At 72.2% G+C, this 25115-nt stretch carries 23 protein-coding genes; 5 read left to right on the forward strand and 18 right to left on the reverse strand.

The window, feature by feature from the left end:
• Nucleotides 1–75: 75 nt before the first annotated feature.
• The 3 genes from OOJ91_RS19460 to lysS form a co-directional block, all read right to left on the reverse strand.
• Nucleotides 76–2625 carry an ATP-dependent Clp protease ATP-binding subunit gene (locus OOJ91_RS19460; protein ID WP_266246883.1) on the reverse strand — a complete coding sequence of 850 codons (2550 nt, stop codon included), beginning with the start codon at nt 2623–2625 and terminating at the stop codon, nt 76–78.
• A 627-nt stretch (nt 2626–3252) separates the two neighbouring features.
• Entirely contained in the window at nt 3253–3597 is a 345-nt protein-coding gene (locus OOJ91_RS19465) for a histone-like nucleoid-structuring protein Lsr2 (protein WP_266246885.1), read from the reverse strand.
• A gap of 112 nt (nt 3598–3709) precedes the next feature.
• The gene (gene lysS / locus OOJ91_RS19470; protein WP_266246887.1) at nt 3710–5218 is read right to left on the reverse strand and encodes a lysine--tRNA ligase; all 1509 of its coding nucleotides are present in this window, start codon (nt 5216–5218) and stop codon (nt 3710–3712) included.
• Between the two features lie 89 nt (nt 5219–5307).
• Here lysS and OOJ91_RS19475 point away from each other — a divergent pair, with 89 nt between their 5' ends.
• Nucleotides 5308–6045 (forward strand): class I SAM-dependent methyltransferase, encoded by a 738-nt coding sequence (locus tag OOJ91_RS19475; protein ID WP_266246888.1) that lies wholly within the window; start codon nt 5308–5310, stop codon nt 6043–6045.
• 3 nt (nt 6046–6048) lie between these two features.
• Here OOJ91_RS19475 and OOJ91_RS19480 read toward each other — a convergent pair whose 3' ends face one another.
• The 8 genes from OOJ91_RS19480 to OOJ91_RS19515 all read right to left on the reverse strand — a co-directional run bounded on the left by OOJ91_RS19480 (nt 6049) and on the right by OOJ91_RS19515 (nt 13483).
• On the reverse strand, nt 6049–6807 hold the full coding sequence (locus OOJ91_RS19480) for a type III pantothenate kinase (RefSeq protein ID WP_007466060.1): 759 nt from the start codon (nt 6805–6807) through the stop codon (nt 6049–6051).
• A 17-nt stretch (nt 6808–6824) separates the two neighbouring features.
• Entirely contained in the window at nt 6825–7721 is an 897-nt protein-coding gene (gene nadC, locus OOJ91_RS19485) for a carboxylating nicotinate-nucleotide diphosphorylase (protein ID WP_266246890.1), read from the reverse strand.
• A complete protein-coding gene (locus OOJ91_RS19490) occupies nt 7718–9412 on the reverse strand; it encodes an L-aspartate oxidase (protein ID WP_266246891.1) in 1695 nt (564 codons plus the stop codon). Before OOJ91_RS19490 ends, nadC begins: the two co-directional genes overlap by 4 nt.
• Nucleotides 9413–9503: 91 nt before the next feature.
• Nucleotides 9504–10400: a septum formation family protein gene (locus tag OOJ91_RS19495; RefSeq protein WP_266246892.1), complete on the reverse strand. Its 897-nt coding sequence runs from the start codon at nt 10398–10400 to the stop codon at nt 9504–9506.
• 96 nt (nt 10401–10496) lie between these two features.
• Nucleotides 10497–10925, reverse strand: a complete 429-nt coding sequence (gene panD / locus OOJ91_RS19500) for an aspartate 1-decarboxylase (protein WP_266246895.1) — start codon at nt 10923–10925, stop codon at nt 10497–10499.
• Between the two features lie 47 nt (nt 10926–10972).
• A complete protein-coding gene (panC, locus tag OOJ91_RS19505; RefSeq protein ID WP_266246897.1) occupies nt 10973–11821 on the reverse strand; it encodes a pantoate--beta-alanine ligase in 849 nt (282 codons plus the stop codon).
• Nucleotides 11818–12789 carry a Rossmann-like and DUF2520 domain-containing protein gene (locus OOJ91_RS19510; RefSeq protein WP_266246900.1) on the reverse strand — a complete coding sequence of 324 codons (972 nt, stop codon included), beginning with the start codon at nt 12787–12789 and terminating at the stop codon, nt 11818–11820. The genes panC and OOJ91_RS19510 overlap by 4 nt, the downstream gene beginning before the upstream one ends.
• Nucleotides 12790–12916: 127 nt before the next feature.
• Nucleotides 12917–13483, reverse strand: coding sequence for a TetR/AcrR family transcriptional regulator (locus OOJ91_RS19515; RefSeq protein ID WP_266246902.1), 567 nt, complete (start codon nt 13481–13483; stop codon nt 12917–12919).
• 120 nt (nt 13484–13603) lie between these two features.
• Between OOJ91_RS19515 and OOJ91_RS19520 the strand changes: the two genes are divergently transcribed.
• The 3 genes from OOJ91_RS19520 (at nt 13604) to OOJ91_RS19530 (ending at nt 17021) form a co-directional block, all read left to right on the forward strand.
• On the forward strand, nt 13604–14512 hold the full coding sequence (locus OOJ91_RS19520) for an SDR family oxidoreductase (protein ID WP_266246904.1): 909 nt from the start codon (nt 13604–13606) through the stop codon (nt 14510–14512).
• Between the two features lie 62 nt (nt 14513–14574).
• Nucleotides 14575–15837 (forward strand): SAM-dependent methyltransferase, encoded by a 1263-nt coding sequence (locus OOJ91_RS19525; RefSeq protein WP_266246906.1) that lies wholly within the window; start codon nt 14575–14577, stop codon nt 15835–15837.
• Complete coding sequence (locus OOJ91_RS19530) at nt 15834–17021, forward strand: NADH-quinone oxidoreductase subunit D (RefSeq protein ID WP_266246907.1); 1188 nt, start codon at nt 15834–15836, stop codon at nt 17019–17021. Before OOJ91_RS19525 ends, OOJ91_RS19530 begins: the two co-directional genes overlap by 4 nt.
• 18 nt (nt 17022–17039) lie before the next feature.
• On the opposite strand, the gene OOJ91_RS19535 is transcribed toward OOJ91_RS19530, so the two are convergent.
• The 4 genes from OOJ91_RS19535 to OOJ91_RS19550 all read right to left on the reverse strand — a co-directional run bounded on the left by OOJ91_RS19535 (nt 17040) and on the right by OOJ91_RS19550 (nt 21814).
• On the reverse strand, nt 17040–19058 hold the full coding sequence (locus tag OOJ91_RS19535; RefSeq protein WP_266246909.1) for a hypothetical protein: 2019 nt from the start codon (nt 19056–19058) through the stop codon (nt 17040–17042).
• A 109-nt stretch (nt 19059–19167) separates the two neighbouring features.
• Complete coding sequence (locus tag OOJ91_RS19540) at nt 19168–20172, reverse strand: glycine betaine ABC transporter substrate-binding protein (RefSeq protein WP_266246910.1); 1005 nt, start codon at nt 20170–20172, stop codon at nt 19168–19170.
• Between the two features lie 221 nt (nt 20173–20393).
• Complete coding sequence (locus tag OOJ91_RS19545) at nt 20394–21131, reverse strand: ABC transporter permease (protein ID WP_266246912.1); 738 nt, start codon at nt 21129–21131, stop codon at nt 20394–20396.
• Nucleotides 21128–21814: an ABC transporter permease gene (locus OOJ91_RS19550; protein WP_007466083.1), complete on the reverse strand. Its 687-nt coding sequence runs from the start codon at nt 21812–21814 to the stop codon at nt 21128–21130. The genes OOJ91_RS19545 and OOJ91_RS19550 overlap by 4 nt, the downstream gene beginning before the upstream one ends.
• 2 nt (nt 21815–21816) lie before the next feature.
• On the opposite strand from OOJ91_RS19550, the gene OOJ91_RS19555 reads away from it, so the two are divergent.
• Nucleotides 21817–22821, forward strand: coding sequence for an ABC transporter ATP-binding protein (locus OOJ91_RS19555; RefSeq protein ID WP_266246915.1), 1005 nt, complete (start codon nt 21817–21819; stop codon nt 22819–22821).
• A 39-nt stretch (nt 22822–22860) separates the two neighbouring features.
• Here the strand turns inward: OOJ91_RS19555 and OOJ91_RS19560 are convergent, their stop codons facing one another.
• The 3 genes from OOJ91_RS19560 to OOJ91_RS19570 all read right to left on the reverse strand — a co-directional run bounded on the left by OOJ91_RS19560 (nt 22861) and on the right by OOJ91_RS19570 (nt 25049).
• Nucleotides 22861–23361, reverse strand: a complete 501-nt coding sequence (locus OOJ91_RS19560) for a hypothetical protein (protein WP_266246916.1) — start codon at nt 23359–23361, stop codon at nt 22861–22863.
• 56 nt (nt 23362–23417) lie between these two features.
• Entirely contained in the window at nt 23418–23726 is a 309-nt protein-coding gene (locus OOJ91_RS19565) for a hypothetical protein (RefSeq protein ID WP_234587453.1), read from the reverse strand.
• A gap of 108 nt (nt 23727–23834) precedes the next feature.
• A complete protein-coding gene (locus OOJ91_RS19570) occupies nt 23835–25049 on the reverse strand; it encodes an ABC transporter permease (protein WP_266246920.1) in 1215 nt (404 codons plus the stop codon).
• Nucleotides 25050–25115 lie beyond the last annotated feature (66 nt).

Consider the following 25115-nt stretch of genomic DNA (forward strand, 5'->3'; position numbering starts at 1 on the left):
GTGACCTGTGGGGGTAGCACAAAAGGCGGGGCCCCGGTGGCTCGCGCCACCGGGGCCCCGCCCCCTTGCTGCTGGTTATGCCACCTCGTCCGTGGCCGCTGCGGCGGTGCCGGCTGCGGTGCCACCGAGGTCGGCGGGGACAGCGTCCGGAACTTCGACAGGCTTGTCCGCGCCCCGGAAGACGAGCTTGGACTTGTCGATGTCCTCCGGGTCGCCCTCGCAGTCCACCACGACGATCTGACCGGGGGTCAGCTCGTTGAAGAGGATCCGCTCGGAGAGGTTGTCCTCGATGTCGCGCTGGATCGTGCGACGAAGCGGACGGGCACCGAGCACCGGGTCGAAGCCCTTCTTGGAGAGGTACTTCTTGGCGTTGTCGGTCAGCTCCAGACCCATGTCCTTGTTGTGCAGCTGCGTCTCGATCCGCCGGATCATGATGTCCACGATCGAGAGGATCTCGGTCTGACGCAGCTGGTGGAAGACGATGGTGTCGTCGATCCGGTTGAGGAACTCAGGCCGGAAGTGCTGCTTGAGCTCGTCGTTGACCTTCTGCTTCATCCGGTCGTAGTTGGACTCGGAGTCCTCCGACTGCTGGAAGCCGAGCGACACGGCCTTGGCCACGTCGCGGGTGCCCAGGTTGGTGGTCAGGATGATGACCGTGTTCTTGAAGTCCACGATCCGGCCCTGACCGTCGGTGAGCCGACCGTCTTCGAGGATCTGCAGGAGCGTGTTGAAGACGTCCGGGTGGGCCTTCTCGATCTCGTCGAAGAGGACCACCGAGAACGGCCGACGCCGCACCTTCTCGGTCAGCTGCCCGCCCTCGTCGTAGCCGACGTAGCCGGGAGGGGCACCCACGAGGCGGGACACCGTGTACCTGTCGTGGAACTCGGACATGTCCAGCTGGATGAGGGCGTCCTCGCTGCCGAAGAGGAACTCGGCGAGCGCCTTGGACAGCTCGGTCTTACCGACACCGGACGGGCCGGCGAAGATGAACGAGCCCGACGGGCGCTTGGGGTCCTTCAGGCCGGCCCGGGTACGCCGGATCGCCTTCGAGACCGCCTTGACCGCGTCCTCCTGGCCGATGACGCGCTTGTGCAGCTCGTCCTCCATGCGCAGCAGGCGCGAGGTCTCCTCCTCGGTCAGCTTGTAGACCGGGATGCCCGTCCAGTTGCCGAGCACCTCGGCGATCTGCTCGTCGTCGACCTCGCTGACGACGTCCAGGTCACCGGCCTTCCACTCCTTCTCCCGCTGAGCCTTCTGGCCGAGGAGCTGCTTCTCCTTGTCGCGCAGCTGGGCGGCGCGCTCGAAGTCCTGCGCGTCGATCGCGGACTCCTTGTCACGACGCACCTGGGCGATGCGCTCGTCGAAGTCACGCAGGTCTGGCGGCGCGGTCATCCGACGGATCCGCATCCGGGCGCCGGCCTCGTCGATCAGGTCGATCGCCTTGTCCGGCAGGAAGCGGTCGGAGATGTACCGGTCGGCCAGGGTCGCGGCAGCGACCAGGGCCGCGTCGGTGATGCTCACGCGGTGGTGGGCCTCGTACCTGTCGCGCAGGCCCTTGAGGATCTCGATGGTGTGCGCCAGCGACGGCTCACCCACCTGGATCGGCTGGAACCGGCGCTCGAGAGCCGCGTCCTTCTCGAGGTGCTTGCGGTACTCGTCAAGCGTGGTGGCACCGATGGTCTGCAGCTCACCACGGGCCAGCATCGGCTTGAGGATGCTCGCCGCGTCGATCGCGCCCTCGGCGGCACCCGCACCCACCAGGGTGTGGATCTCGTCGATGAACAGGATGATGTCGCCGCGGGTGCGGATCTCCTTGAGCACCTTCTTGAGGCGCTCCTCGAAGTCACCGCGGTAGCGGGAACCGGCGACAAGCGCACCGAGGTCAAGCGTGTAGAGCTGCTTGTCCTTGAGAGTCTCGGGCACCTCGCCCTTGATGATCTTCTGGGAAAGCCCCTCCACCACGGCGGTCTTACCGACGCCGGGCTCACCGATCAGGACCGGGTTGTTCTTGGTGCGGCGGGAGAGCACCTGCATGACCCGCTCGATTTCCTTCTCGCGCCCGATGACCGGGTCGAGCTTGCCCTCGCGGGCGGCCTGGGTCAGGTTGCGGCCGAACTGGTCAAGCACGAGGCTTGTCGACGGCGCGGCCTCACCCGGCGCGGCGCCCGCCGCGGCGGGCTCCTTGCCCTGGTAGCCGGAGAGCAGCTGGATCACCTGCTGGCGGACCCGGTTGAGGTCGGCGCCGAGCTTGACCAGCACCTGGGCGGCGACGCCCTCGCCCTCGCGGATCAGCCCGAGCAGGATGTGCTCAGTGCCGATGTAGTTGTGGCCGAGCTGCAGCGCCTCGCGCAGCGACAGCTCCAGCACCTTCTTGGCCCGCGGCGTGAACGGGATGTGCCCGCTCGGCGCCTGCTGGCCCTGGCCGATGATCTCCTCGACCTGCTGGCGGACGCCCTCCAGGGAGATGCCGAGGCTCTCCAGGGCCTTTGCCGCGACGCCTTCACCTTCGTGGATCAGGCCCAGCAGGATGTGTTCCGTACCGATGTAGTTGTGGTTGAGCATCCGGGCCTCTTCTTGGGCCAGGACGACAACCCGTCGCGCTCGGTCGGTGAACCGCTCGAACATGCCCTCGTGCTCCTCACGTGCCGTGCGCCTTGATGGTCAAGATCTTGGCGGGGCCGGTGCACGAACGTCCGGGACGGGCGTCCGTGCCTCCTTACTCTATCGTCGCTGACCGACTCGGCTGAGGTCGTGTCTCTCCGGTCTGGGTCAGTTCCACGTCGTTTTGCACAACCGTCCGCGCTCAGGAGGTGTTCCGGTACCCCTGGCGCTACGCGCAGAGCGAAATCCGACCGACTCCACGGAAGCCCCTCTGCCGGCTCCACGGGGCCCGGGAGGGGCCTCCCGCGGCCCCCGGAAGCTCCGGGAGGGCCGATCGGTGGCACCGAGCGCCGCTCCCGACCCTCGCGGGGGAAGCCTCGCCCGACCCTTTCGGGAAGTTGTCCACAGGTTGTGGATAGTTACTCCACCGCCTGTGGACAACGCCGGTCGGGCCGGAAAACGTCCCGACCCGCCAACCCCGCCTGAACCGAGCCGCGAACCACGCCCTGGACCGACCCGGGAACCCCGCCGGAACCGGCCCGGGAATCGGGCCCGACCGGGCGCGGATACGGCGACGCCGGCCCGGAGGATGCTCCGGCCCGGCGTCGGTGTCGCCCTGCGGTGGCGGCTGCCACCGGTCAGCTCAACGGATCAGCGCTTGGCGTGGTACTCGTCGACGATCTCCTGCGGGATACGGCCCCGGTCCGAGATGTCCTTGCCGGCCTTCTTGGCCCACTCCCGGATCGCCTTGTTCTGCTCCCGGTCGGCGGTGGCGCCACCGCGACCGCGGGCGGCCCGCCCACCGATCACCACGCCGCCGCGACCCACCTTGGTGCCGGCCCCGACGTACGGCGCGAATACGTCGCGCAATTTCGCGGCGTTGGTGCCGGACAGGTCGATCTCGTACTGAACGCCGTCGAGCGCGAACTTGACGGTCTCGTCAGCGTCCCCACCGTCCAGGTCATCGACCAGCTTGTGAATGATCTGCTTGGCCACGTCCCACATTCCTTTCGAGCAGGGCGCTCCTGCTAACGAGAGCACAATAACCCCCGTGCTGCTCGCCGCGTCAATAGGATGCCGTTACGACTCGCTGGGAGTTGGTGGCCGACTACTCCGGGCGGACCAACGGGAAGAGGATCGTTTCCCGAATTCCGAGGCCGGTCAGGGCCATCAAGAGCCTGTCGATTCCCATTCCCATACCCCCGGCCGGCGGCATTCCGTACTCCATGGCCCGGAGAAAGTCCTCGTCGAGACGCATCGCCTCGTCGTCACCGCGGGCGGCGAGCTGCGCCTGGGCCACCAGTCGTTCCCGCTGCACCACGGGGTCGACCAGTTCGGAGTACCCGGTGCCCAGCTCGAAACCGAGGACGTAGAGGTCCCACTTTTCGGCAAGCCCCGGCTCGCTGCGGTGCCCACGGGTGAGCGGGCTGGTCTCCTCCGGGTAGTCGCGGACGAAGGTGGGCGCCTGCAGGCCGGGGACGACCAGTTCCTCGAACAGTTCCTCGGCGAGCTTGCCGGGGCCCCACTTCGGGTCCACGGCCAATCCCACCTTGTCCGCGTACTCCACCAGCCGGGAACGTTCGGTGCGGACCGTGACCTCCTCGCCGAGCGCCTCGGAAAGGACCCCGAACAGGGTCACCGATCGCCACTCGCCGCCCAGGTCGAACTCCCGCCCGTCGGCGTGGGTGACCACCGTCGAACCGCTGACCGCGATCGCCGCCTGTTGCACGAGATTACGGGTCAGCTCGCCGATCGTGTCGTAGTCGCCGTACGCCTGGTACGTCTCCAGCATCGCGAACTCGGGCGAGTGCGAGGAGTCGACACCCTCATTACGGAAGTTGCGGTTGATCTCGAAGACGCGGTCCACACCACCAACGACCGCGCGCTTCAGAAACAGTTCCGGAGCGATTCGCAGATACAGATCGGTGCTCAACGCATTGCTGTGGGTCACGAAGGGTCGGGCCGCCGCGCCGCCGTGCAGGAGTTGCAGCATCGGAGTTTCCACCTCGATGAAGCCCTGGCCGTGCAGTGAATCGCGCAGACTGCGCACCGCCGCCGCCCGGGTGCGGACCATCTGGCGGGCCTGCGGCCGGACGATCAGGTCGACGTAGCGCTGCCGGACCCGAGCCTCCTCGGAGAGCGGCTTGTGGGCCACCGGCAACGGACGCAGCGCCTTGGCGGTCATTTCCCACCGCTGCGCGAGCACGGACAGCTCGCCCCGGCGGCTGGTGATCACCTCGCCGGTCACGCCGACGTGATCGCCGAGGTCGACCAGGCGCTTCCAGGCTTCCAGCCGCTCCGGACCGACCCGGTCCAGGGAGAGCATCGCCTGCAACTCGGTGCCGTCGCCGTCGCGCAGGGTCGCGAAGCAGAGCTTGCCGGTGTTGCGTACGAAGATCACCCGGCCGGTGACCGAGACCTCGTCGCCGGTCGCGGTGTCGGTGGGCAGATCCGCGTAGCGGGTCCGGATCTCGGCCAGGGTGGTGGTGCGGGCGAAGCCGACCGGATAGGGCTCGACGCCCTCGGCGAGCATCCGGTCCCGCTTCTCCCGGCGGACCTTCATCTGCTCGGGAAGGTCGTCGGCGGGGTCCACTGGCACGGCGTTCTGCTCGCTCACGGCACGCTTCCTCGTCACGGGAGATACAGGGGGTCAGGCCCGAGCGTACTCAAGCGGTCCGGGGGCTGTTACCGGATAACCTGCCCGTCATGGTCGATCACACTCATGCCCTCTCCTTCGGTGCCGCGGCGAGCGATTACGACCGGTTTCGGCCCCACTATCCCGAGGCCGCCATCCGTTGGGCACTCGACGGGTTGCGCGACGCGCGGATCGTCGACCTCGGCGCCGGCACCGGCATCCTGACCCGCGACGTGCAGGCCCTGGGCCACCAGGTCGTACCCGTCGAGCCCGATCCGGGGATGCGGGCGCAACTCGCCCACAGCACCCCGGGCACGACGGCGCTCGCGGGCAGCGCCGAGGCCGTGCCGCTGCCCGACGGGGCGGCCGACGCGGTGCTTGTCGGCACGGCGTACCACTGGTTCGACAGGGAGCCCGCGCACGCCGAGATCGCCCGGGTGCTGCGCCCCGGCGGCACCTTCGCCCCGGTCTGGAACATCCGGGACGACCACGTCGACTGGGTGGCGGAGCTGGGCCGGATCGCCCACCTCGACGACAGGTCGGGCACCATGGTCGTGAGGTACGCGGACTTCGGTCCGGCCTTCGAGGCGATCGAGACGCGCGAGTTCACGCACCGTACGACACTCACTCCGGACGAGGTACGCGGGATGATCCGCACCCGTTCCTACTGGCTCACCGCCTCCGACGCGGATCGGCAGCGGGTCGAGGGGGAGCTGACCGACCTCCTGACCAACCACCCCGCCCTGGCCGGCCGGGAGACAGTCGAGCTGCCGTACCGGACGTTGGTGCTACGGGCCCGACGGCGCTGAGGGTCACAGGTTGCGTTCGTAGACCATCCGCAGGCCGATCAGCGTGATCATCGGTTCGTGGTGGGTGATGGTGCGGCACTCGTTGATCACCAGGGAGGCGAGGCCGCCGGTGGCGATCACCGCCTTCACCTCGCCCAACTCCTCGGTCATCCGCTCGACGATCCGGTCCACCTGACCGGCGAACCCGAAGTAGAGGCCGGCCTGGAGGCACTCCACGGTGTTCTTGCCGATCACCGAGCGCGGCTTGGTGGCCTCGACCTTGCGGAGCTGAGCCGCGCGGGCGGCGAGCGCGTCGAAGGAGATCTCGATGCCCGGGGCGAACGCGCCACCGAGGAACTCGCCCCGGCCGCTGATCACGTCGAAGTTTGTGGTGGTGCCGAAGTCGACAACGATCGACGGCCCGCCGTAGAGGGTGAACGCGGCAAGCGTGTTCACCACCCGGTCGGCGCCCACCTCCTTCGGGTTGTCGATCGCCAGCTGCACCCCGGTCCGCACACCCGGCTCGACGATCACGCTCGGCAGGTCGGCGTAGTACCGGCCGAGCATGGTCCGCAGCGACCGCAACGCGGCGGGCACCGTGGAGCAGGCGGCCACCCCCGTGATCTCGACGTTGTCCCCGGCGAGCAGGCCCCGGAACATCAGGCCCAGCTCGTCGGCAGTCGAGCGGGCATCGGTCTTGATCCGCCAGGAGTGCACGAGCTTGTCGCCGTCGAAGGTCGCCAGCACGGTGTTGGTGTTTCCGATGTCGATGCAGAGCAGCACGCACGCAGCCTAGACAACTACCGGGTGCGCAGGTCCATCGCGATGTCCAGGATCGGCGACGAGTGGGTCAACGCGCCCACCGAGAGGAAGTCGACGCCGGTGGCCGCGTACCGGCCCGCCACCTCCAGGGTCAGCCCGCCTGTCGCCTCCAGCTCCGCACGGTCGCCCACGGCGGCCACCGCCTCGGCCAGCACCTCCGGCGTCATGTTGTCGCAGAGCAGGAAGTCCGCCCCGACCTCTACCGCCTCCACCGCCTCGGCGACAGTTGTCACCTCGACCTGCACCGGAACCTCCGGAAACGCCTCCCGGACCCGCCGGTACGCCGCAGTGATGCCCCCGGCCGCCAGCTTGTGGTTGTCCTTGATCATGGCCACGTCGTAGAGGCCCATCCGCTTGTTGGTGCCCCCACCGGCCCGCACCGCGTACTTCTCCAGCGCCCGCAGGCCCGGCGTCGTCTTGCGGGTGTCCAGCACCATCGCCTTCGTGCCGGCCAGGGCGTCCGCCCAGGCACGGGTGTGGGTGGCCACCCCGGACATCCGGCAGAGCAGGTTGAGCGCCGGCCGCTCGGCGGTGAGCAGCAGCCGGGTCGGGCCGGTCACCGTCGCCAGCACGTCGCCGCGGGCCACCCGCTCACCGTCGCGGGCCAGCTCCGACACCTCGACGGTACGACCGAAGCCGGTCACCTCGCCCACCAGCTCGAACACGGCGGCGGCCACGGCCAGCCCGGCCACCACGCCGTCCGCGCGGGCCACCAGGTCGGCGGTGTCGTTCTGCTCCGCCGGAATTGTCGCCACGCTTGTGACGTCGAGGAAGTCCGGCCCCAGATCCTCGACCAGCGCGCCCTCGATCACCTGCCGTACGTGGGCCGGATCCAACCCCGCCGCCCGCAACGCCGTCTCCGTCGACTCGATCACGAGTTCCCCTCCCACTGCTCCGTCACCAGGCCCTGCGCCCCGACCGACCCGACCAGGTGGCCCAGCCACCGCTCGTCGGCCGTCGGGAAGTCCTCCCGCCAGTGGCAACCGCGGGTCTCACTGCGGGCGTACGCGGCCGCGATAAGCGTCGACGCCACCGTGAGCAGGTTTGTCGCCTCCCAGTCGGCGGTCCGCGGTCGGCCCCGGGCCACGCCCAGCTCGATGAGCGTCCCGGCCGCCCCGGTAAGCGTCGCCGCCGATCGGAGCACCCCGGCCCCCCGGGTCATCGCCCGTTGCAGGGTCGGCGTCACCTCGGCGGGCAGCACCCAGCCCGCGCCACCGCGCCACGCACCGGTGTCGGCCGGCTGAACCTGCTCGGGCAGGCCTGCCGCGATGTCCTCGGCGATCCGCCGGGAGAAGACCAGACCCTCCAGCAGCGAGTTGCTGGCCAGCCGGTTCGCGCCGTGCACACCCGTGCAGGCCACCTCGCCGCACGCGTACAGGCCGGGGATCGACGTGCGGCCGCGCAGGTCGGTGCGGACGCCGCCGGAGGCGTAGTGCGCGGCCGGTGCCACCGGGATCAGGTCGGTCGCCGGGTCCACGCCGATCGCCAGGCAGGACGCCACGATCGTCGGGAATCGCCCGGCCAGGAAGTCACCGCCCAGGTGGCGAGCGTCGAGGAAGACGTGGTCCGCGCCTGTGGCAAGCAGCACCCGGTGGATGCCCTTCGCCACCACGTCCCGGGGGGCCAGCTCGGCCAGCTCGTGCTGGCCCACCATGAACCGCTTGCCGTCGGAGTCCACCAGGTACGCGCCCTCGCCGCGCAGCGCCTCGGAGACCAGCGGCTGCTGCGCGTGGCCGGTGCCGGGCACCCCCGCGCCGGGCGGGGTGATCAGGGCGGTCGGGTGGAACTGGACGAACTCCACGTCGGTCACCGCCGCGCCGGCCCGCATCGCCAGCGCCACACCGTCGCCGGTGGAGACCGCCGGGTTGGTGGTGGCCGCGAAGATCTGGCCCATCCCGCCGGTGGCCAGCACCACCGCCCGGGCCAGCAGCGCGCCGACGCCGTCCTCGCTGCCCTCACCGAGGACGTGCAGGGTGATCCCACAGGCCGGTCCGAGCCCGTCCGGGCCGTCACCGGGCGCCCGCAGCAGGTCCAGCACCAGGGCGTGCTCGACCAGCCGGATCCACGGGTCGCGCTGCACGGCGGCGTGCAGCGCCCGCTGGACCTCGGCGCCTGTCGCGTCCCCGCCGGCGTGCACGATCCGGTCCGCGCGGTGCCCACCCTCGCGGGTCAGCATCAACGAACCGTCGGGGTGGCGATCGAACTCGGCGCCGATCCGCATCAGCTCCCGCAGCCGGGTCGGCCCCTCCTCGACGAGCACCCGGACCGCCGCCGGGTCGCAGAGCCCCACCCCGGCGATCTCGGTGTCCCGGGCGTGCGCCGCCGGGCTGTCCGCCGGGTCGAGCACCGCGGCGATGCCGCCCTGCGCCCACCGGGTCGAGCCGTCGTCAATGTTGACCTTGGTGACGACTGTGACGTGCAGGCCCGCCTCGCGCAGGTGCAGCGCGGCGGTCAGTCCCGCCACCCCGGACCCCACAACGATCACGTCGGTGGTCTCCACCCAGCCGGGCTCGGGCGCGGCGAGCAGTCGGGGCAGGGCCGGCAGGTCGACGGTCGGTTGGTCCATCCCACCAGTCAACCCGAACGATCCTCGCCGGGGGCGGCGGGGGCGGGACGAGTGGTTTGGGCTACGCCGTCCGGCGCGGACCGTGCCGCGCCTACTTCGTCCGCACCGGCAAGCCCGTCGGGCCCGCGCCCTTCAACGACGCGGTCACCGTACGGTCGCTCAGCCACAGGTAGCAGCGGACCCCCCGGTCACCGACCCGCCACCGCCCCGCACCGGGCGGGCGCACCACCACGCCGCTGCGGAACCGCAGGTCGGAGTCGTCGGGCACGCCGACAAAGCGGCCGAGGATGCTGCGGCAGCCGGTGTAGAGCGGCGCCCAGTCGGCGTCCCTGGCCGGGTACGGCCGGTCCGGCGCACGCCACACGCCTACGAACTCCGCGTCGTGCCGACCGCCGCACTCCACCGGAACCAGCGTCTGCACGCCCCGGCCTGCCCCGGCGCGGGTCTGCTGGCAGCCCAACCGCAGCCCGGAGGCCCCCTTCAACGCGTCCCGCAGGCTGCCCGACCGGACCACCACAGTGGCCGCCGCCTCGACAGTCGTCAGCTCGGTCAGGTCGCACCGGTACCAGCGGGAACCGGCCGCCCAGCCCGGCCCCGAGGGCAGCGCCACCGACAGCCGCAGTCGCCCGGCCCGCCAGTCGTCGCCCACGTACGCGGAGGCCCGGGTGTCGCACTCGACGAACGCGCCGCGCAGCTCCACCGAACCGTTGGCCGGGGCGGCGGCCCGCTCGACCGGGAACGCCCCCACGTGCACGGTCTCCACCCGGTGCGGGCCGGCGCAGTCCATCGGTTGATAGACGGCCAGCGTGACCACCTCGACGAAGTCGGCGGCCTGACACACCCCGACGGCAGGCGTGAACGCCGTGGCCGGTGGCAGCGCCGCCCAGTCGTCGGTCAGGTCGCCGTCCAGGCCACCGGATCCGGCGCAGCCGACAAGCAACACTGCCGTGACGGCAGTGGCGAACAGGGTCGTCATGGCACGGCGCATCGCGGCCTCCCCCAGCCACCTACCGGCTTCCGCCAGCGTGCCCAGGGTAACCGCACATGACCTTCCGGTGACAGACCGGAATCGCGTCGCGCGGGATCAGACTCCGGACACGGCGAACGGGCTGGGCATCGGGTCGCCGGCCGTGCCCGGGGCCGCCGCCGCCGGGTTCGCCCCCAGCTCGACGACCCGGTTGTCGGTGTCCACGTGCACCACCCGCGGCCGGTACGACCGGGCCTCGGCGTCGTCCATCTGCCCGTACGAGATCAGGATGACCAGGTCACCGGGGTGCACGAGGTGCGCGGCGGCGCCGTTGATGCCGATCACGCCGCTGCCCCGCTGACCCGGGATGACGTACGTCTCCAGCCGGGCGCCGTTGGTGATGTCCACGATCGCGACCTGCTCGCCGGGGAGCAGGTCGGCGGCGTCGAGCAGGTCCTCGTCCACGGTCACCGAACCGACGTAGTGCAGGTCGGCCTGGGTCACCGTGGCCCGGTGGATCTTCGACTTGAGCATGGTCCGCAGCATCAGGCTGGCCTTTCGCGAAAAGAATTGTGGTGGGGGGTGCGGCCGGGTCAGGAGCGGGGGGCGAGGTGGATCGCCGCGTTGTCGATCAACCGGGTGGTGCCGACCCACGCGGCGATCACCAGCCGGGCCGGCCCGGACACCGGCCCCGGCTCCAGCTCGGGGTCGGTGAGCACCAGGTAGTCGAGCTGGGCGCCGGGTGCACCGGCGCCGAACGCGGCGTGTGCGGCGGACAGCACCTCCCCCGCGTCCAGGCCGTCATCGGCGGCCCGGGCCCCGGCCCGCAGCGCGGCGGACAGGCTCAGCGCCGCCGCCCGCTCGGGCTCGCTCAGGTAACGGTTGCGGCTGGAGAGCGCCAACCCGTCCGGCTCCCGGACGGTGGGCACGCCGGTCACCTCGACCGGGACGTCAAGGTCTCGGGCCATCCGCCGTACCAGGGTGAGCTGCTGATAGTCCTTCTCACCGAAGAACGCCAGGTCAGGGCGGGTGAGTTGGAGCAGTTTCAGGACTACTGTGAGCACGCCGTGGAAGAAGCCGGGGCGGCTCGCGCCCTCCAGCTCCCCGCCGAGCGGACCCGGGTCGAGGCGTACCCGGGGCTGGCCGTCGGGGTACATGTCGGCCACCGACGGCGCGAAGACGAGATCGGCACCGGCCCGCCGGCACACCTCCAGGTCGGCGTCGAGGGTGCGCGGATACCTGTCGAAGTCCTCGTTGGGCCCGAACTGCAGCGGGTTAACGAAGATCGTCACCAGCACGTGGTCGGCCTGGTCCCGGGCAGCGCGCAGCAGCGTCTCGTGCCCGGAGTGCAGGGCGCCCATGGTCATCACCACGCCGACGGTGCCCTTCAGCGCCGCTCGGGCCTCGGCCAACTCGGCGCGCGTGTGCACGACCCGCGTCATGCCGCGACCTCGCGGCTCGTCTCGGCGAGCACTCCGAGCAGCGACTGCGCGTCCACCGGCCGCAGACGGCCGGCGGCGATCGCCCGGTCGGCGGTACGCCGGGCCAGCGCCAGATACGCGGGGACCGACTCCGGCGCGGTGGCGGCCAGTCGGGCGAGGTGTCGCTCGACTGTGCCCGCGTCGCCCCGGGAGACCGGACCGGTCAGCGCGTCGTCGCCGAGGCGCAACGCGTTCTCCAGGGCGGCCCGCAGCAGCGGGGCGAGCACCTTCTCCGGACGGGCCACTCCGGCGTCCCGCAGCCGGTCGGTCGCCTCGTTCACCAGGGTCACCAGGTGGTTCGCGCCGTGCGCCAGCGCGGCGTGGTACAGCGGGCGGTCCGTCTCGGCCACCCACTCCGGCACGCCACCCAGGTCGGCCACCAGCCGGGCGGCAAGCGGGCGCAGGTCCGTCGGGGCGGTCACCCCGTACGAGATGCCGGCCAGCCGGGGCAGGTCGTCAGGTGTACCGGTGAAGGTCATGGCGGGGTGCAGGGCCAGCGGCCGGGCGCCTACCGCGGCGGCCGGCGCCAGCACGGCGAGACCGTGCGCGCCCGAGGTGTGGGCGACCACCTGGCCAGGGTGCAGGGCTCCCAGTCCAGCGAGGTCGGCGACAACCCCGGCCAGCGCGTCGTCCGGCACCGCGATCAGCAGCAGGTCGGTGGCGGCGCGGGCGACGGAGACGACCGGGCTGCGCGGCACCTCGGGCAGCAGCAGGGCGAGACGGGCGCGGCTGGCACCGGAGTCGCCCGCCACGGCCACCACCCGGTGCCCGGTGGCGGCGAGCGCGGCGCCCAGGACGGCACCGACCCGACCGGCGCCGACGACGCCGACGGTGAGCAGACGGGAAGAAGGGGCGCCGGTGACGGCGCGGTCCCGCAGTGCGGCAGGCCCAAACTGGGCGGCCGGGCGCGGGCGCAGCGGTGCGCTCATGACGACGATCCAGTCCTCGAGAAGGGGTACCGGTCGATCGCAAGTATGCGCCCGCGTCACGGGGCCGAAACAGGAGGTGTGAAAACGTTCACCACCGAAGGAAGGGCTCGCCGCCGACCGGTCGGGCTCAGGTCGGGGCCGACGTGATCGCGCGTAGTTCGGAGGCCACCTCGGCGATCAGGTCGGCGAGCGCGGCATCGCTGTCGGGTGCGACCCAGCGGGCGAGCGCGACCCGGAAGACCATGACGCCGGACTCGGTCGCCAGAGCGGCGGTCGCCTCGCTGAGGCCCTTGGCCCGCAGAGCGGCAGCGACCGCGGCAGTCAGTGAACTCGTCTTGCGCAGCTCACGCTCCTGCAACTCGGGACTACTGGCGACGATCGACTGCCGCATCCGGACCAGCTCGAGGCGGTCGGTGAAGATCTCCTCCGCCACCCGGAGGAAGGCGGCGACGACCGCCTCGAACGGCCCGGCGTCCGTCTCGGCCACCGCCTTGACCAGAACCTCCTCCAGTTGCTCGCCGCCGCTGAAGAGGGCCTCGCGCTTGTCGCCGAAGAGCCGGTAGAAGGTGCGCTTGTCGAGGCCCGCGCGGGCCGCGATGTCGGTGACTGTCGTCTGTTCGAAGCCGCGCTCGCGGAACAGCTCGAGTGCGGCCGCCGCCAGGCGGCCGCGCGCGTCGGGTTGCCAGCGAGCCATGCGGCGATGGTATCCGATGTCACGTTGCGACATTCTTTCCCACCGAGCCATGTCACATCGCGACATCATGGAGTACGGTGATGTCACTAGGCGACATGACCATCTCACAAAGGAACTGCCATGCGCGTATTCGTCACAGGCGCCTCCGGCCACCTCGGCTCCGCGGTCGTGCCGAACCTGATCTCCGCCGGACACGACGTCATCGGTCTGGCCCGCTCCGACACGTCCGCCGCCGCGATCGAGAAGCTCGGCGCCGAGGTACGCCGTGGCGACCTCTCCGACCTCGACGCGCTTCGGGAGGAAGCGGCCGGCTCCGACGGAGTGGTCCACCTGGCGTTCCGCCACGACCTCCTGGTCAGCGGCAACCTGGCCGGCGCCGCCGAGGTCGACCTGGCGGCTCTCACGGCACTCGCCGACGGCCTGGCCGGCTCCGGCAAGCCCTTCGTCGGCACGGGCGGGACAGCCATGCTCGTGCTGGGCGGCATCGTCGGCCGACCCGGCACCGAGCGCGACACCTTCCCGGCCGGCGGCTACCGGATCGACGCGGAGAACTTCGTGGCCGGCCTCGCCTCCCGCGGTGTGCGCTCCTCCGTCGTCCGGCTCCCCATCGTGCACAGCTCGCTGGACCACGTCGGCTTCATCACCACAATCATCAGGGCGGCCCGGCAGCACGGGTACGCCGCGTACGTCGGCGAGGGCACCAACAGGTGGTCAGCCGTGCACACGCTCGACGCGGCCGAGCTCTACCGACTCGCCCTGGAAAAGGCCCCAGCCGGTGCGCGCCTGCACGCTGTCGCCGACGCAGGAGTTCCCTTCCGGCAGATCGCCGAGGCCATCGGCCGCAACCTCGACATCCCGGTCCGGAGCATCAGCCCCGACGAGGCGAGCGGGTACTTCGGCTTCCTCGAGACGTTCGCGCAGCTGGACAACCCGACGTCGTCCGCCGTCACGCGCGAGCTGCTGGGCTGGACCCCCGCCCACCCCGACCTCATCGCCGACCTGGACGCGGGGCACTACTTCCAGGCGTGACCCGCGAACGGCAGCCCGGACCGTAGGGTCGGCACGGTGACGCACCTACGCGGAGTGAACTGATGCCGATCCTGTGGCGGGACGCGATGAGTCACGCGCTCTACGGGCCGGGCGGCTTCTTCGTGGCCGGCCCGGGGCCGGCCGACCACTTCCGGACCAGCGTGCACGCCTCCCCGGCGTTCGCCACCGCGCTGCTACGCCTTCTCGATCAGGTCGACGTCGCCCTCGGCCATCCTGACCGGCTCGACGTCGTCGACGTGGGCGCGGGTCGAGGAGAGCTGCTCCGCGCTCTGCTGGCGTCCGTCGGGGGCGCGGTGGGGGTTTCCGTGCGTCGGTCACCCGACGAACCGTCGTCGGTCGCCGCCCGTCCGTCGCTAGCGGGCCGCGTGCGCTTCACAGCTGTGGAGTACGCGACCCGCCCCGAGAACCTGCCCGAAGAGATCACCTGGACAGCCGAGATCCCTGCCGAGATCACCGGGGTGCTGCTGGCCACCGAGTGGCTGGACAACGTGCCGCTGGACCTGGCCGTGCACTCCGAGGACGGCTGGCGATACCTGCTGGTCGACCCGGAGAGCGGTGTCGAGTCGGTTGGCGGGCCCGTCGACGCCGCCGACCTCGACTGGCTGACCACCTGGTGGCCCAGCACCACGAGCCCTCCCGCGGTCGACGGCGACCCGACCTCGGGCGCCACGAGCCCTCTTACCGACGGCGACCCGACCCCGGAGTTGACCGGGACGGCCGCGACCAGCGAGACCGGGTCGGGTTTCCGGGCAGCCCGGCCGGCACAGGGATCAAGCCTGACCGCCCGGAGCCGGCCGGAAACCCCCCACAGCGGCCAGCCGGAAACCCTCCACAGCAACCAACAGCGCGCCGAGATCGGCCGGACCAGGGACGAGGCTTGGGCGAGCGCGGTGCACAAGATCCAGCGAGGGCTGGCTGTCGCGGTGGACTACGGGCATCTGCGGGAGGGACGGCCTGTCGACGGGACGTTGACCGGATATCGGGGTGGGCGGCAGGTGCCTCCGGTGCCGGACGGGTCGAGTGACGTGACAGCGCACGTGGCAATGGACTCGGTCGCCTCCGCCGGCGCGGCGGTCGCCAGGTGTGCGTACTCCCTGGTCTCGCAGGCCGAGGCGCTGCGGGCGCTCGGGGCCGACGGAGGGCGACCGCCGCTGAGCCTGGCCGGCGTCGACCCGGCCGGTTACGTGCGGGCGCTGGCCGCCGCGTCGGCGGTGGCCGAGCTGACCGACCCGGCCGGGCTCGGCGGGCACCTGTGGCTGCGCCAACCGGTCGGCATCCCGCTCGGCCCGGCCGTGGCACGATGACGGGCATGACCACCGACGCCGGGGCCCTTCGTGAACTGACCGTCGGCACGGGGGCCGGCCTGGTCGCCGGCACCGGCGATCAGCAGATCGGCACCGACATGGTGCTGAACATCGGCCCGCAGCACCCCTCGACGCACGGCGTGCTGCGGTTGAAGCTGGTGCTCGACGGCGAGCGGGTCATCGCCTGCGAACCGATCGTCGGGTACATGCACCGGGGCGCGGAGAAGCTCTTCGAGGTACGCGACTACCGGCAGATCATCGTGCTGGCCAACAGGCACGACTGGCTCTCGGCGTTCTCGAACGAGCTGGGTGTGGTGCTCGCGGTGGAACGTCTGATGGGCATGGAGGTGCCGGAGCGGGCCACCTGGCTGCGGATGGCCCTCGCCGAGTTGAACCGGGTGCTCAACCACCTGATGTTCCTCGGCTCCTACCCGCTGGAGATCGGGGCGATCACGCCGGTCTTCTACGCTTTCCGGGAACGGGAGACCATCCAGGCGGTGATGGAGGAGGTCTCCGGCGGCCGGATCCACTACATGTTCAACCGGGTGGGCGGGCTGAAGGAGGAGGTGCCGTACGGCTGGACCGGGCGGGCGCGTGCGGCGATCGGCGAGGTACGCCGGCGGCTGCCCGACCTGGACCACCTGATCCGGCGCAACGAGATCTTCCTGGCCCGCACGGTGGGCGTGGGCGTGCTGTCCGCGGCCGACGCCGCCGCGTTCGGCGCGTCCGGTCCGGTGGCCCGAGCCTCCGGGCTCGACCTGGACCTGCGCCGCGACGATCCCTACCTGGCCTACGACGAGCTGGACGTGCCGGTGGTGACGAAGACCGCCGGGGACTGCCACGCCCGCTTCGAGGTGCTGCTCGACCAGGTGTACGTCTCGCTGGATCTGGCCGAGCAGTGCCTGGACCGGGTGGACCGGCTGACCGGGCCGATCAACACCCGACTGCCGAAGGTCCTCAAGGCGCCGGAGGGGCACACGTACGCCTGGACGGAGAATCCGCTGGGCATCAACGGCTACTACCTGGTGTCGCGCGGCGAGAAGACGCCCTGGCGGTTGAAACTGCGCACCGCGTCGTACGCCAACGTGCAGGCGCTGGCCACCCTGCTCCCCGGCTGCCTCGTGCCGGACCTGATCGCCATCCTCGGCTCGATGTTCTTCGTGGTCGGCGACATCGACAAGTGACCTGGGCCGTCTCGCGGGTCAGCGCCAGCGGTCGGTGACCGGGGCGCCGCCGGCACGCGGCACGTCGTCCTGCGGCGGGTAGCCGTACCGTTCCTCGACCCGACGACGGCCGGCCTGCTCGGGGGCGGGCTCCGGCTCGTGGCCGCGCTGGCGCGGCGGGCGCCACTCGTCCGGCACGGGTACTCCGCCGACAGGCAACGCCGCCCGGCCCCCCGGCTCGGACCGCTGGTACGACCCGCGGTCGTCCTGCCAGCGCGGATCCCCGTGGCGGCGCTCGTCCTCGTGGCGGCGCGGGTCCTCGTGGCGGCGCTCGTCCTCGTGCCGGCGGCCATCCTCGTGCCGGCGGCCCTCCTCGTGCCGGCGCGGGTCCTCGTGGCGGCGCGGGTCCTCGTGGCGGCGCGGGTCCTCGTGGCGGCGCGGGTCCTCGTGGCGGACGGACGCCCAGCGGTCCGCCATCCGGTACTCGGTGCCCGTGGCGTCGGCGTGCACCTCGGCCCGGCGTTCGCCGACGTGCAGCTCGCGGCCGTTCTCGTCGTCCCGGACGGCCGCCCACCGGTCGCCGGCCCGCAGCTGCGACCAGTACTCGCCTGTGTCGTCCGCCCGCAGGGCCGGACCGGGTTGCGGCGCACCGTGGTCGGGCTCGGCCTGCTCCGACCAGCCACGGTCGTCGCGCGGCGCTCGGCCGCCCCAGGCGGGCTCGTCGGCCTGGGCGTACGCGTCGCGCTGGCCGGTCCTCTCCGCCTCGTCGCGGCGAGCGGTCCAGCCCGGCTTCTCGTCGCCGACGTCGGGCCCGTGCCGGCCCCGGCCCGAGTCGTCCCGTGCGCCCCTCCAGCCGGAGTCACCCCGGGCAGCGCGCTGCGGACCACCCCAGGACCGGTCCTCGACCGGCCGGGCCCGATCGTCGGCAGGGCGGATCCGGTCGCCGGCAGGGCGGTCCCGGTCGTCGGCGTACGGGGGCCGGGGGTTCTCGGGGTCGTCCCACGAGTGGTCGGCCGGCCGGGCACGTCCCCCCGTGCCGCCGCCCCGGGCCCACTCCTGGGCCGGCGGGGTCCACTGGCCGGCGTACCCACCGCCGTAGCGCGCGCCCGGCTCGGCCGGTCCGCCGTCCACAACTGTGTGCCGGGTGGTGACGTGCACGGTCTCGGTGTGCCGCACCACGCCGACAGGCCGGTGCGCCGCCTCCGGGCGGTCGTGCTCGCGGGAGCGGGGCGCGGCGTACCCGGCCGCGGGCCGCTCGGAGCCGTACACACCGCCGGGGGTTGGCTCGGGGGGCGCATCGGCGGCGGCGCGGTGACGGTACGCCGGTTCGTCGTCGGCGCGCTCGTCGCGGCCCCACCGAATAGCCGCCTCGTCGGGGGCCGGCACGCGCACGCGCCCGGCGCCCTCGTCCGGACCCAGGCCCCGAGCCCGACCAGCCGCCTCGTCGCGGGCCGACATCCGCACGCGCCCGGCGCCCTCGTCCGGACCCAGGCCCCGAGCCCGACCAGCCGCCTCGTCCGCGCCCGGTGTCCGGACCCGGGCGGCCGGCGCCTCGCCGGGGACCGGCGCCTCGCCGGGGACCGGCGCCCGACTGCGGACGGCCGGAGTCTCATCCACCGGTTCGGCGGACGGCGCGCGCACACGGCCGGCGCCCGCCGGCTCGGCCCCCGGGGTGGCTCCGGCGAGGGCCGCTCCGGTGGCATCCAGGCGGCGGCGGACCGCGGCGATCCCCTCCTGGGCCCGCTGCGCCTGGTCGAGCGCCTGGTTGCCGCGCTGCGCGGCGGCGACGATCTCGGCGCGCAACTCCCGGCGCAGCTCCTCGATCTCGTCCAGCAGCTCATCGGCACGAGCGTCGTCACCGTCGGGGCGCAACGCGATGGAGAGGCCGATCAGGACCACCGCCACGATGGCGAGCACCGCCGCGAAGCGCAGCGGACCGTTGCCGTCGGCGACCAGCAGGATCAGCGCCGCCACCGGGGCCAGTGCCACACCGCCCCAGAAGAGCACGGTCAGCAGCAGCGGTTGACGCCGGGCGTCGGGGGTGACCGGGGCTGGCATGGGTGTGCAGCCTACCGACGATCCCCACCGGAGGGAACGGGTCCCCGGACGCGCGGACGCCCCCGCCCCGAGATGGGGAGGGGGCGTCCGCAGCACACCCGAAGGCGGGTCAGCTGGTGGCGAAGGCGCCGTCCGAGGAGAAGACCAGACCCACGCTGATCTTGCCCTCACGCAGCCCGTTCTTGGTCAGCGGCCCACCCTGGTCAAGCGAGGAGAACGAACCCACCGAGAGCCCGTACGTCTTCTCCAGGCCCGGCTTGCAGAACGGACGCTGCTGGCACTCCGGCGGGCCGCCCAGCACCGTCGCGCTGCCGGAGCACTTCGCGGCCAGCTCGGAGAGGGTCCGTACGCCGTACTTGTCGGCGAACTCCTGGGTGACCGCGAACGCGTTCTGGTCCTGTGCGGCGGCGGGGCTGCCGAAGGTGATACCCACCTTGTCGCCCTCGGGCTTGAGCTTGGTCACCGTCGCGTTGATGTCGGGCGAGGACACCGGCTGGGCGTTCTTGCCGTTGGCCTTGGTGTTGAGGAACTCGGCCATTGTCGACGCGTACTCCGGGACGACCTGGATCTCGCCCTTCTCCAGCGCCGGCTCGTACAGCTCCCGGTTGCCGATCTGCTGCACCTTGACCTGGTAGCCGGCTGCGGTGAGCGCGATCCGGTACAGCTCACCCAACGTCTGGCTCTCGCTGAAGTTGCCGGCGCCCACCACGATCTGGCCACCCGGGCCCTTGGCGATGCCCGCGGTGATGTTGTTGGCGCTGGCGAACTCCTCGGCGGCCACCTTGGGGGTCTTGCGGTCGGCGTCGACGGCCTTGTTGAGCTGGACCAGCTTCGGGGTGTCGAGCGCCGCGGAGACCTTGTCCAGAGCGGCGATCAACTGCGGGTTGGCCACCTTGCTGTTGACGGCCGGGATGACGTTGTCGGAGTTCTGGAGCTTCTTGTCGTCCGTCAGAGCGATGAGCTGCTGACCGGCGACCGGGGCGCACCCGGCGCCGGAGGCGCTCGTCTGGGGGGCGTCGGTGCCGGACGAGCCGGCATCACCACACCCGGTGAGCAGTGCTGCCCCGGCGACGGCGCCGATGGCGCCCATCGCCAGACGTGTACGTGCGCGCATGTGCCGCCCGCCTTCCGTGTCCCGGCGCGACCCGTCCCGGGCCGGCCGCGTGTCCGACGGGCGATCCTGGCTGTTGATCGCCCGCGACCTTCCACCCAACATGGTCCGCGAGCGACCGACAACCTGAGATGGGCTTCGTCACCGCATCGTCACCGATCGGCCCGCCGCTGGTCGCCTCTTCGGCGTTCACTCACCCGGACGGACCACGTGTTGACGGCGCGTCAGGCGCGGCCTGTGGCGTCGGCGGGCCGGGCGCGGCCGGCGCGCTGCCGCCCGCGTCGCAGGGGACGGGGGGTGACCAGGCGTTCGACGATCCCGAGGAGCAGCTCGGCCAGCAGCGCCAACCCGGCCACCAGCACACCGCCGGCCACGATCTGCCCGCCACCGGCGGCGATGCTCAAACCGAACCCGGTGCGGATGATCTCGCCGAGACCGCCACCGTTGACGAACGAGGCCAGCGCGGTCGTGGCGATGACCTGCACGGCGGCGGTCCGGAAACCGGCCGCCAGGTACGGCACCGCGAGCGGCAGCTCCACCCGACGCAGCAGTTGCCCGCCGGACAGGCCCATCCCGCGGGCCGCGTCGCGCGCCTCCGGGTCTGCCTGACGTACGCCTGTGTAGGCGTTGGCCAGCAGCGGCGGGACGGCGAAGACGGCGAGCGCCACCACCACAGGCGTACGCCCGAAGCCGAGGAAGGTCAGCGGCAGGATGGTCAGCAACGCCAGGGTGGGAATGGCCAAAGTGGCGTTGGACACCAACACCACCAGGCCACCGCCCCGGCCGGCGTGCCCGAGCCAGAGCCCGACCGGCCAGGCCACCAGGCAGCCCAGCGCCACCGCCAGGGCGGAGATCGTCAGGTGCTCACCGAGCCGGTCCAGGATGCCGCCCGGGTTGCTCCAGTTCAGGGGGTCGTTGAGCCAGAGCACCGCCTGGTGCACGGGGTTGGCCGCGGCGCTCACCGGACGCCCCGGGCGGACCAGGGGGTGACGAGCCGGCCGACGAGGACCAGCAGCAGGTCCAGCAGCACCGCGAGCGCCACGCAGAGCACCGTACCGGTCATGATTTCGGCCTTGTAGAGGTTGTTCTGGAAGCCCGCGAAGATCAGTTGGCCGAGGCCGCCGTGCCCCACCAGCACCCCGACGGTGACAAGCGCGACAGTCGACACGGTGGCCAGGCGCAGCCCGGTCAGGATGCCGGGGATGGCAAGCGGCAGGTCGATCCGGAAGAGCCGCCGCCACCGGCCGTAGCCCATGCCCTCGGCGGCCTCGCCGACCTCCGGCGGCACCTGGTTGAGCCCCGCCACCACGTTGCGGACGATCAGCAGCAGCGCGTACAGGACCAACCCGACCAGCACGGTGGTGGCGCCGGTGCCCAGGTACGGTGCGATGAACGCGAACAGCGCCAGTGACGGGATGGTGTAGATCACGCCGGTGACGCCGAGGATCGGGCCGGCCAGCGGGCGGACCCAGTACGCGAGCACGGACAACGGCAGGGCGATCAGCACCGCGATCAACACCGCGCGTCCCGTGAGGGAGGCGTGTTCACGCACGGCGGCAAGGATCGTGTCAGAGTTGTCCCGCACGTACTGCCAGGAGAACCAGGGGTTACCCGGGTCGGCCCGGTAGCTCAGGCGGAAGGACATACGTGGACGTTACCCCGGAGGCTGCCGGCGTGGCTGAATCCCCTCGCGCGGCGTCGATCTCCCTACAGGGCATCCAGAAGCGCTACCCGAACGGCACCGAGGCCGTCCGGGGGCTGAGCCTGGAGGTCAAGGCCGGAGAGCTGGTGGTGCTTATCGGCCCGTCCGGCTGCGGCAAGTCGACAGTGCTCCGCATGGTCAACCGCCTGATCGAGCCGACGGCCGGGCGGATCATGCTCGGCGACGAGGACGTCACGGACGTCGACCCGGTGCGGCTACGCCGCCGGATCGGCTACGTGATCCAGAACGTGGGCCTGTTTCCACACCAGACGGTCCGGGCGAACGTGGCAACCGTCCCGAGCCTGCTCCGCTGGTCCCGGGATCGCACCCGGGCCCGCGTCGACGAGTTGCTCGACCTGGTCGGCCTGGACCCGTCCCAGTTCGGCCGCCGCTACCCGCACGAGCTGTCGGGTGGGCAACGACAGCGGGTGGGTGTGGCTCGCGCGCTCGCCGCCGATCCGGTGGTGCTGCTGATGGACGAGCCGTTCTCGGCCGTGGACCCGATCGTCCGGACCCGCCTGCAGGAGGAGTTCCTCCGCCTCCAGGCCGAGGTCCGCAAGACGATCGTGCTTGTCACCCACGACCTCGACGAGGCCGTCCGGCTCGGTGACCGGATCGCGGTGCTCTCCCAGGGCGGGCATCTTGAGCAGTACGACACGCCTGCCGCTCTGCTCGGCGCGCCGGCCACCCCGTTCGTCCGCGAGTTCGTCGGGGCCGACCGGGGCATCCGCCGGCTGGCGGTCACCCCGCTCGACCGGGATTCCCTGGAGCCGGTGCCCGGGGACGCGCCCGCGGATCTGCCCACCGTGGCGCTGGACGGCACGGCGTACGACGCGCTGGCGGTGCTGCTCACGTCGGGACGGGACCGGCTCGTCGTGACCGACGACGGCCGCCCGGTCGGCGCGCTCAGTCGCCAGGGCCTGCTCGACCTGGGGCGCTCGACGGGCTGACCGGGGCGGCGGCGGCAGTTCCCGCTGGCGCCGGTCTGGTCAGGCGCGTCCGCCGAGGCTCGCGGTGCCGATGATCCAGCCGGTGAGGAAGCCGTAGCCGGCGCCGCTGCTGGCGTCCTGCAGCGCCGTCAGCAGCGACGGGTCCGGGCCGAGCAGGGCCGCCAGCACGGCGGCGAGCCCGCCGGCCAGCACGTACGCGGCCCACCCGGAGAAGAACTGGCTGACCGGGCCGGGCACCCGGGCCACCTGCGCGGCGGGCAGCAGATAGAGCAGCGCCGCCGCGAGGACCACAAGCGCGACGGCCCGCAGGTCGGCGGCGAACAGACCGCCGGCCTGCCCGTCCGCGTCCAGCCGCCAGGCCGGCCAGGCCAGCAGGCGCAGGTAGAAGCCGCCGGCCGAGTCCGGGTCGGTAAGCGTCGCGGCGGCCCACCCGGTGTACGCCGGGCTGCCACAGATGCCCACCAGCAGCAGCGCGGCGAGCGCGCCGGTGCCGGCCGCCGTCCCGTAGCCCCTGACCGGGCCGGTACGGACGAGTCCCATGATCCGCCCAGGTCCCGTGCCGGCCGGCCGGGCGGACCTGGGCTGCCCCGAACGGCTCAGTGCTTCAGCAGGTAGTCGATGAAGGCGGCCCGCAGCAGCGGCGCCGACTCCTCGTAGCCGTGCCCGGTCAGCTCCCGCCACAGGGCGTTCGCCTCGTCGATGGTCGGGCCGATCGAGTTCGGAGCGCCGTCCAGCACCGTGGCCTCGTCCGCGTTCGGCAGGTGCCGCAGCACCGACCAGTAGAACCCCACGTCGCGACGCTCCCGGGCCCGGGCGAACGCCCGCTCCCGCAGCTCCTCCGTGGACAGCGCGTCGAGTTCCTCGAACGAGGTTCCGCCGGGGGTGGCGGCAGGTGTGTCGGTCATGCGGCGAGCCTAACGGTCGAGATCAGCGCCGGCTCGGCGGACGGGCCACGGCTCACCTGTCGTCGGCGTCCCAGCGTCGCGGGCCGGTCTCCCAGCGGGGGCCACGGCTCACCTGTCGTCGGCGTCCCAGCGTCGCGGGCCGGTCTCCCAGCGGGGGTCACGCCACGGGTCGGCCGGCTCCGGGGCGGGTGGTGTCGGCAGCGTCGGAGGCCAGTTGTCGGCCGGCTGTGGCCGGGGCACGTTCCACCCCGTGCTGATCGTGCCGTCGTCGACCGGTTCGAGCTTCTCCACGCTGCCCGGACGGGGCCGCCCGAACCTCTCGACCAGCCGGGTCACCACCAGCCCGACGCCGAGCGCCACCCCACCGACAGTCCAGGGGCTCACCGTCAGGTCGCGCTCCGGCGCGTACGCCTGGAAGACGGTGACCAGGCCGACCGCCAGCACCGTGCCGAACACCCCGCCGCGGCGGCCGTACGCGCTGGTGCCACCGAGCATTGACACGCCGACGGCCAGGACTGTCCAGTCCAGCCCGGGCGTGGGTGTGACCGCCCCGGGGCCGTTGGCGGCGAGCAGGACACCGGCGAGCGCGGCCAGCACCGTGGAACCGACAAGCGCGACGGCGGCGACCACGGCGGCCAGCGGCCCCCGGCGCCGGGCCGGGTCGGCCACCGGCCGGTACCGACCCACCAGCCGCCGGATCGACCTGATCGTGCCGAACAGACCGCCGAGCACCGCCACGGCGGCGAACCCGGCGAAGAGATAGCCGGCCGTACGCCTCGGGTCGTAGTCCCCCTGCACCAGGATCGACGTCGACCGGCGCTCGATGTACACGACGACTCCGGCCGCTCCGGCCAGGCTCGCCGCCCAGGCCGGCACCTGTAGCGCCACCACGGCCAGCGCCAACACGAGACCGCCCACCGCGGCGACCACGACGGCCGAGCCCACCGACGTCGCCAGACCCCGATCGCCCTGTTCCGCGTAGTGCAGCGCGGCGGCGACCGCTACCGGCCCGACGGCGAGGTTGGGGACGGCGGTACGCAGGCTCAGCCCGGCGGCGAGAGCGAGCAGCCCGAGACCGACCGCGCCGACCAGCAACGCGCGCAGGCCGGCGCCGCGCAGCGCGTCCGGGTCGGCCCGCCAGAGCAGCCAGCCCAGGGCGACGAGACCGATCAGCAGCAGGAATTCCCAGAACACGTGCACGGCGACGCGGTCCCGACCGGGCTCGCCGTGGGTGGGATCGTCGAAGACGTTCTCCAGGACGGCGGCAGGAACCCCGGACGAGGGTTCGACCGACCGGTCCCGGCCCGTGTCTTCGTACCCCATGGCACCGCCTCCCCAGTGGCCGGCCGTCCCGGTCCGGCACACGGACGGATCGGGGGCGGCCGTTGC

The organism is Micromonospora lupini (assembly GCF_026342015.1).
Lineage (GTDB): Bacteria > Actinomycetota > Actinomycetes > Mycobacteriales > Micromonosporaceae > Micromonospora > Micromonospora lupini_B.

Bases quoted from the DNA above. Each gene is read 5' to 3' on its own strand.
- OOJ91_RS19460 (WP_266246883.1), bottom strand. From the start codon at position 2,625: ATGTTCGAGCGGTTCACCGACCGAGCGCGACGGGTTGTCGTCCTGGCC.
- OOJ91_RS19475 (WP_266246888.1), top strand. From the start codon at position 5,308: ATGGTCGATCACACTCATGCCCTCTCCTTCGGTGCCGCGGCGAGCGAT.
- OOJ91_RS19490 (WP_266246891.1), bottom strand. From the start codon at position 9,412: ATGGACCAACCGACCGTCGACCTGCCGGCCCTGCCCCGACTGCTCGCC.
- OOJ91_RS19495 (WP_266246892.1), bottom strand. From the start codon at position 10,400: ATGCGCCGTGCCATGACGACCCTGTTCGCCACTGCCGTCACGGCAGTG.
- panD (WP_266246895.1), bottom strand. From the start codon at position 10,925: ATGCTGCGGACCATGCTCAAGTCGAAGATCCACCGGGCCACGGTGACC.
- panC (WP_266246897.1), bottom strand. From the start codon at position 11,821: ATGACGCGGGTCGTGCACACGCGCGCCGAGTTGGCCGAGGCCCGAGCG.
- OOJ91_RS19510 (WP_266246900.1), bottom strand. From the start codon at position 12,789: ATGAGCGCACCGCTGCGCCCGCGCCCGGCCGCCCAGTTTGGGCCTGCC.
- OOJ91_RS19515 (WP_266246902.1), bottom strand. From the start codon at position 13,483: ATGGCTCGCTGGCAACCCGACGCGCGCGGCCGCCTGGCGGCGGCCGCA.
- OOJ91_RS19520 (WP_266246904.1), top strand. From the start codon at position 13,604: ATGCGCGTATTCGTCACAGGCGCCTCCGGCCACCTCGGCTCCGCGGTC.
- OOJ91_RS19525 (WP_266246906.1), top strand. From the start codon at position 14,575: ATGCCGATCCTGTGGCGGGACGCGATGAGTCACGCGCTCTACGGGCCG.
- OOJ91_RS19530 (WP_266246907.1), top strand. From the start codon at position 15,834: ATGACGGGCATGACCACCGACGCCGGGGCCCTTCGTGAACTGACCGTC.
- OOJ91_RS19535 (WP_266246909.1), bottom strand. From the start codon at position 19,058: ATGCCAGCCCCGGTCACCCCCGACGCCCGGCGTCAACCGCTGCTGCTG.
- OOJ91_RS19540 (WP_266246910.1), bottom strand. From the start codon at position 20,172: ATGCGCGCACGTACACGTCTGGCGATGGGCGCCATCGGCGCCGTCGCC.
- OOJ91_RS19550 (WP_007466083.1), bottom strand. From the start codon at position 21,814: ATGTCCTTCCGCCTGAGCTACCGGGCCGACCCGGGTAACCCCTGGTTC.
- OOJ91_RS19560 (WP_266246916.1), bottom strand. From the start codon at position 23,361: ATGGGACTCGTCCGTACCGGCCCGGTCAGGGGCTACGGGACGGCGGCC.
- OOJ91_RS19565 (WP_234587453.1), bottom strand. From the start codon at position 23,726: ATGACCGACACACCTGCCGCCACCCCCGGCGGAACCTCGTTCGAGGAA.
- OOJ91_RS19570 (WP_266246920.1), bottom strand. From the start codon at position 25,049: ATGGGGTACGAAGACACGGGCCGGGACCGGTCGGTCGAACCCTCGTCC.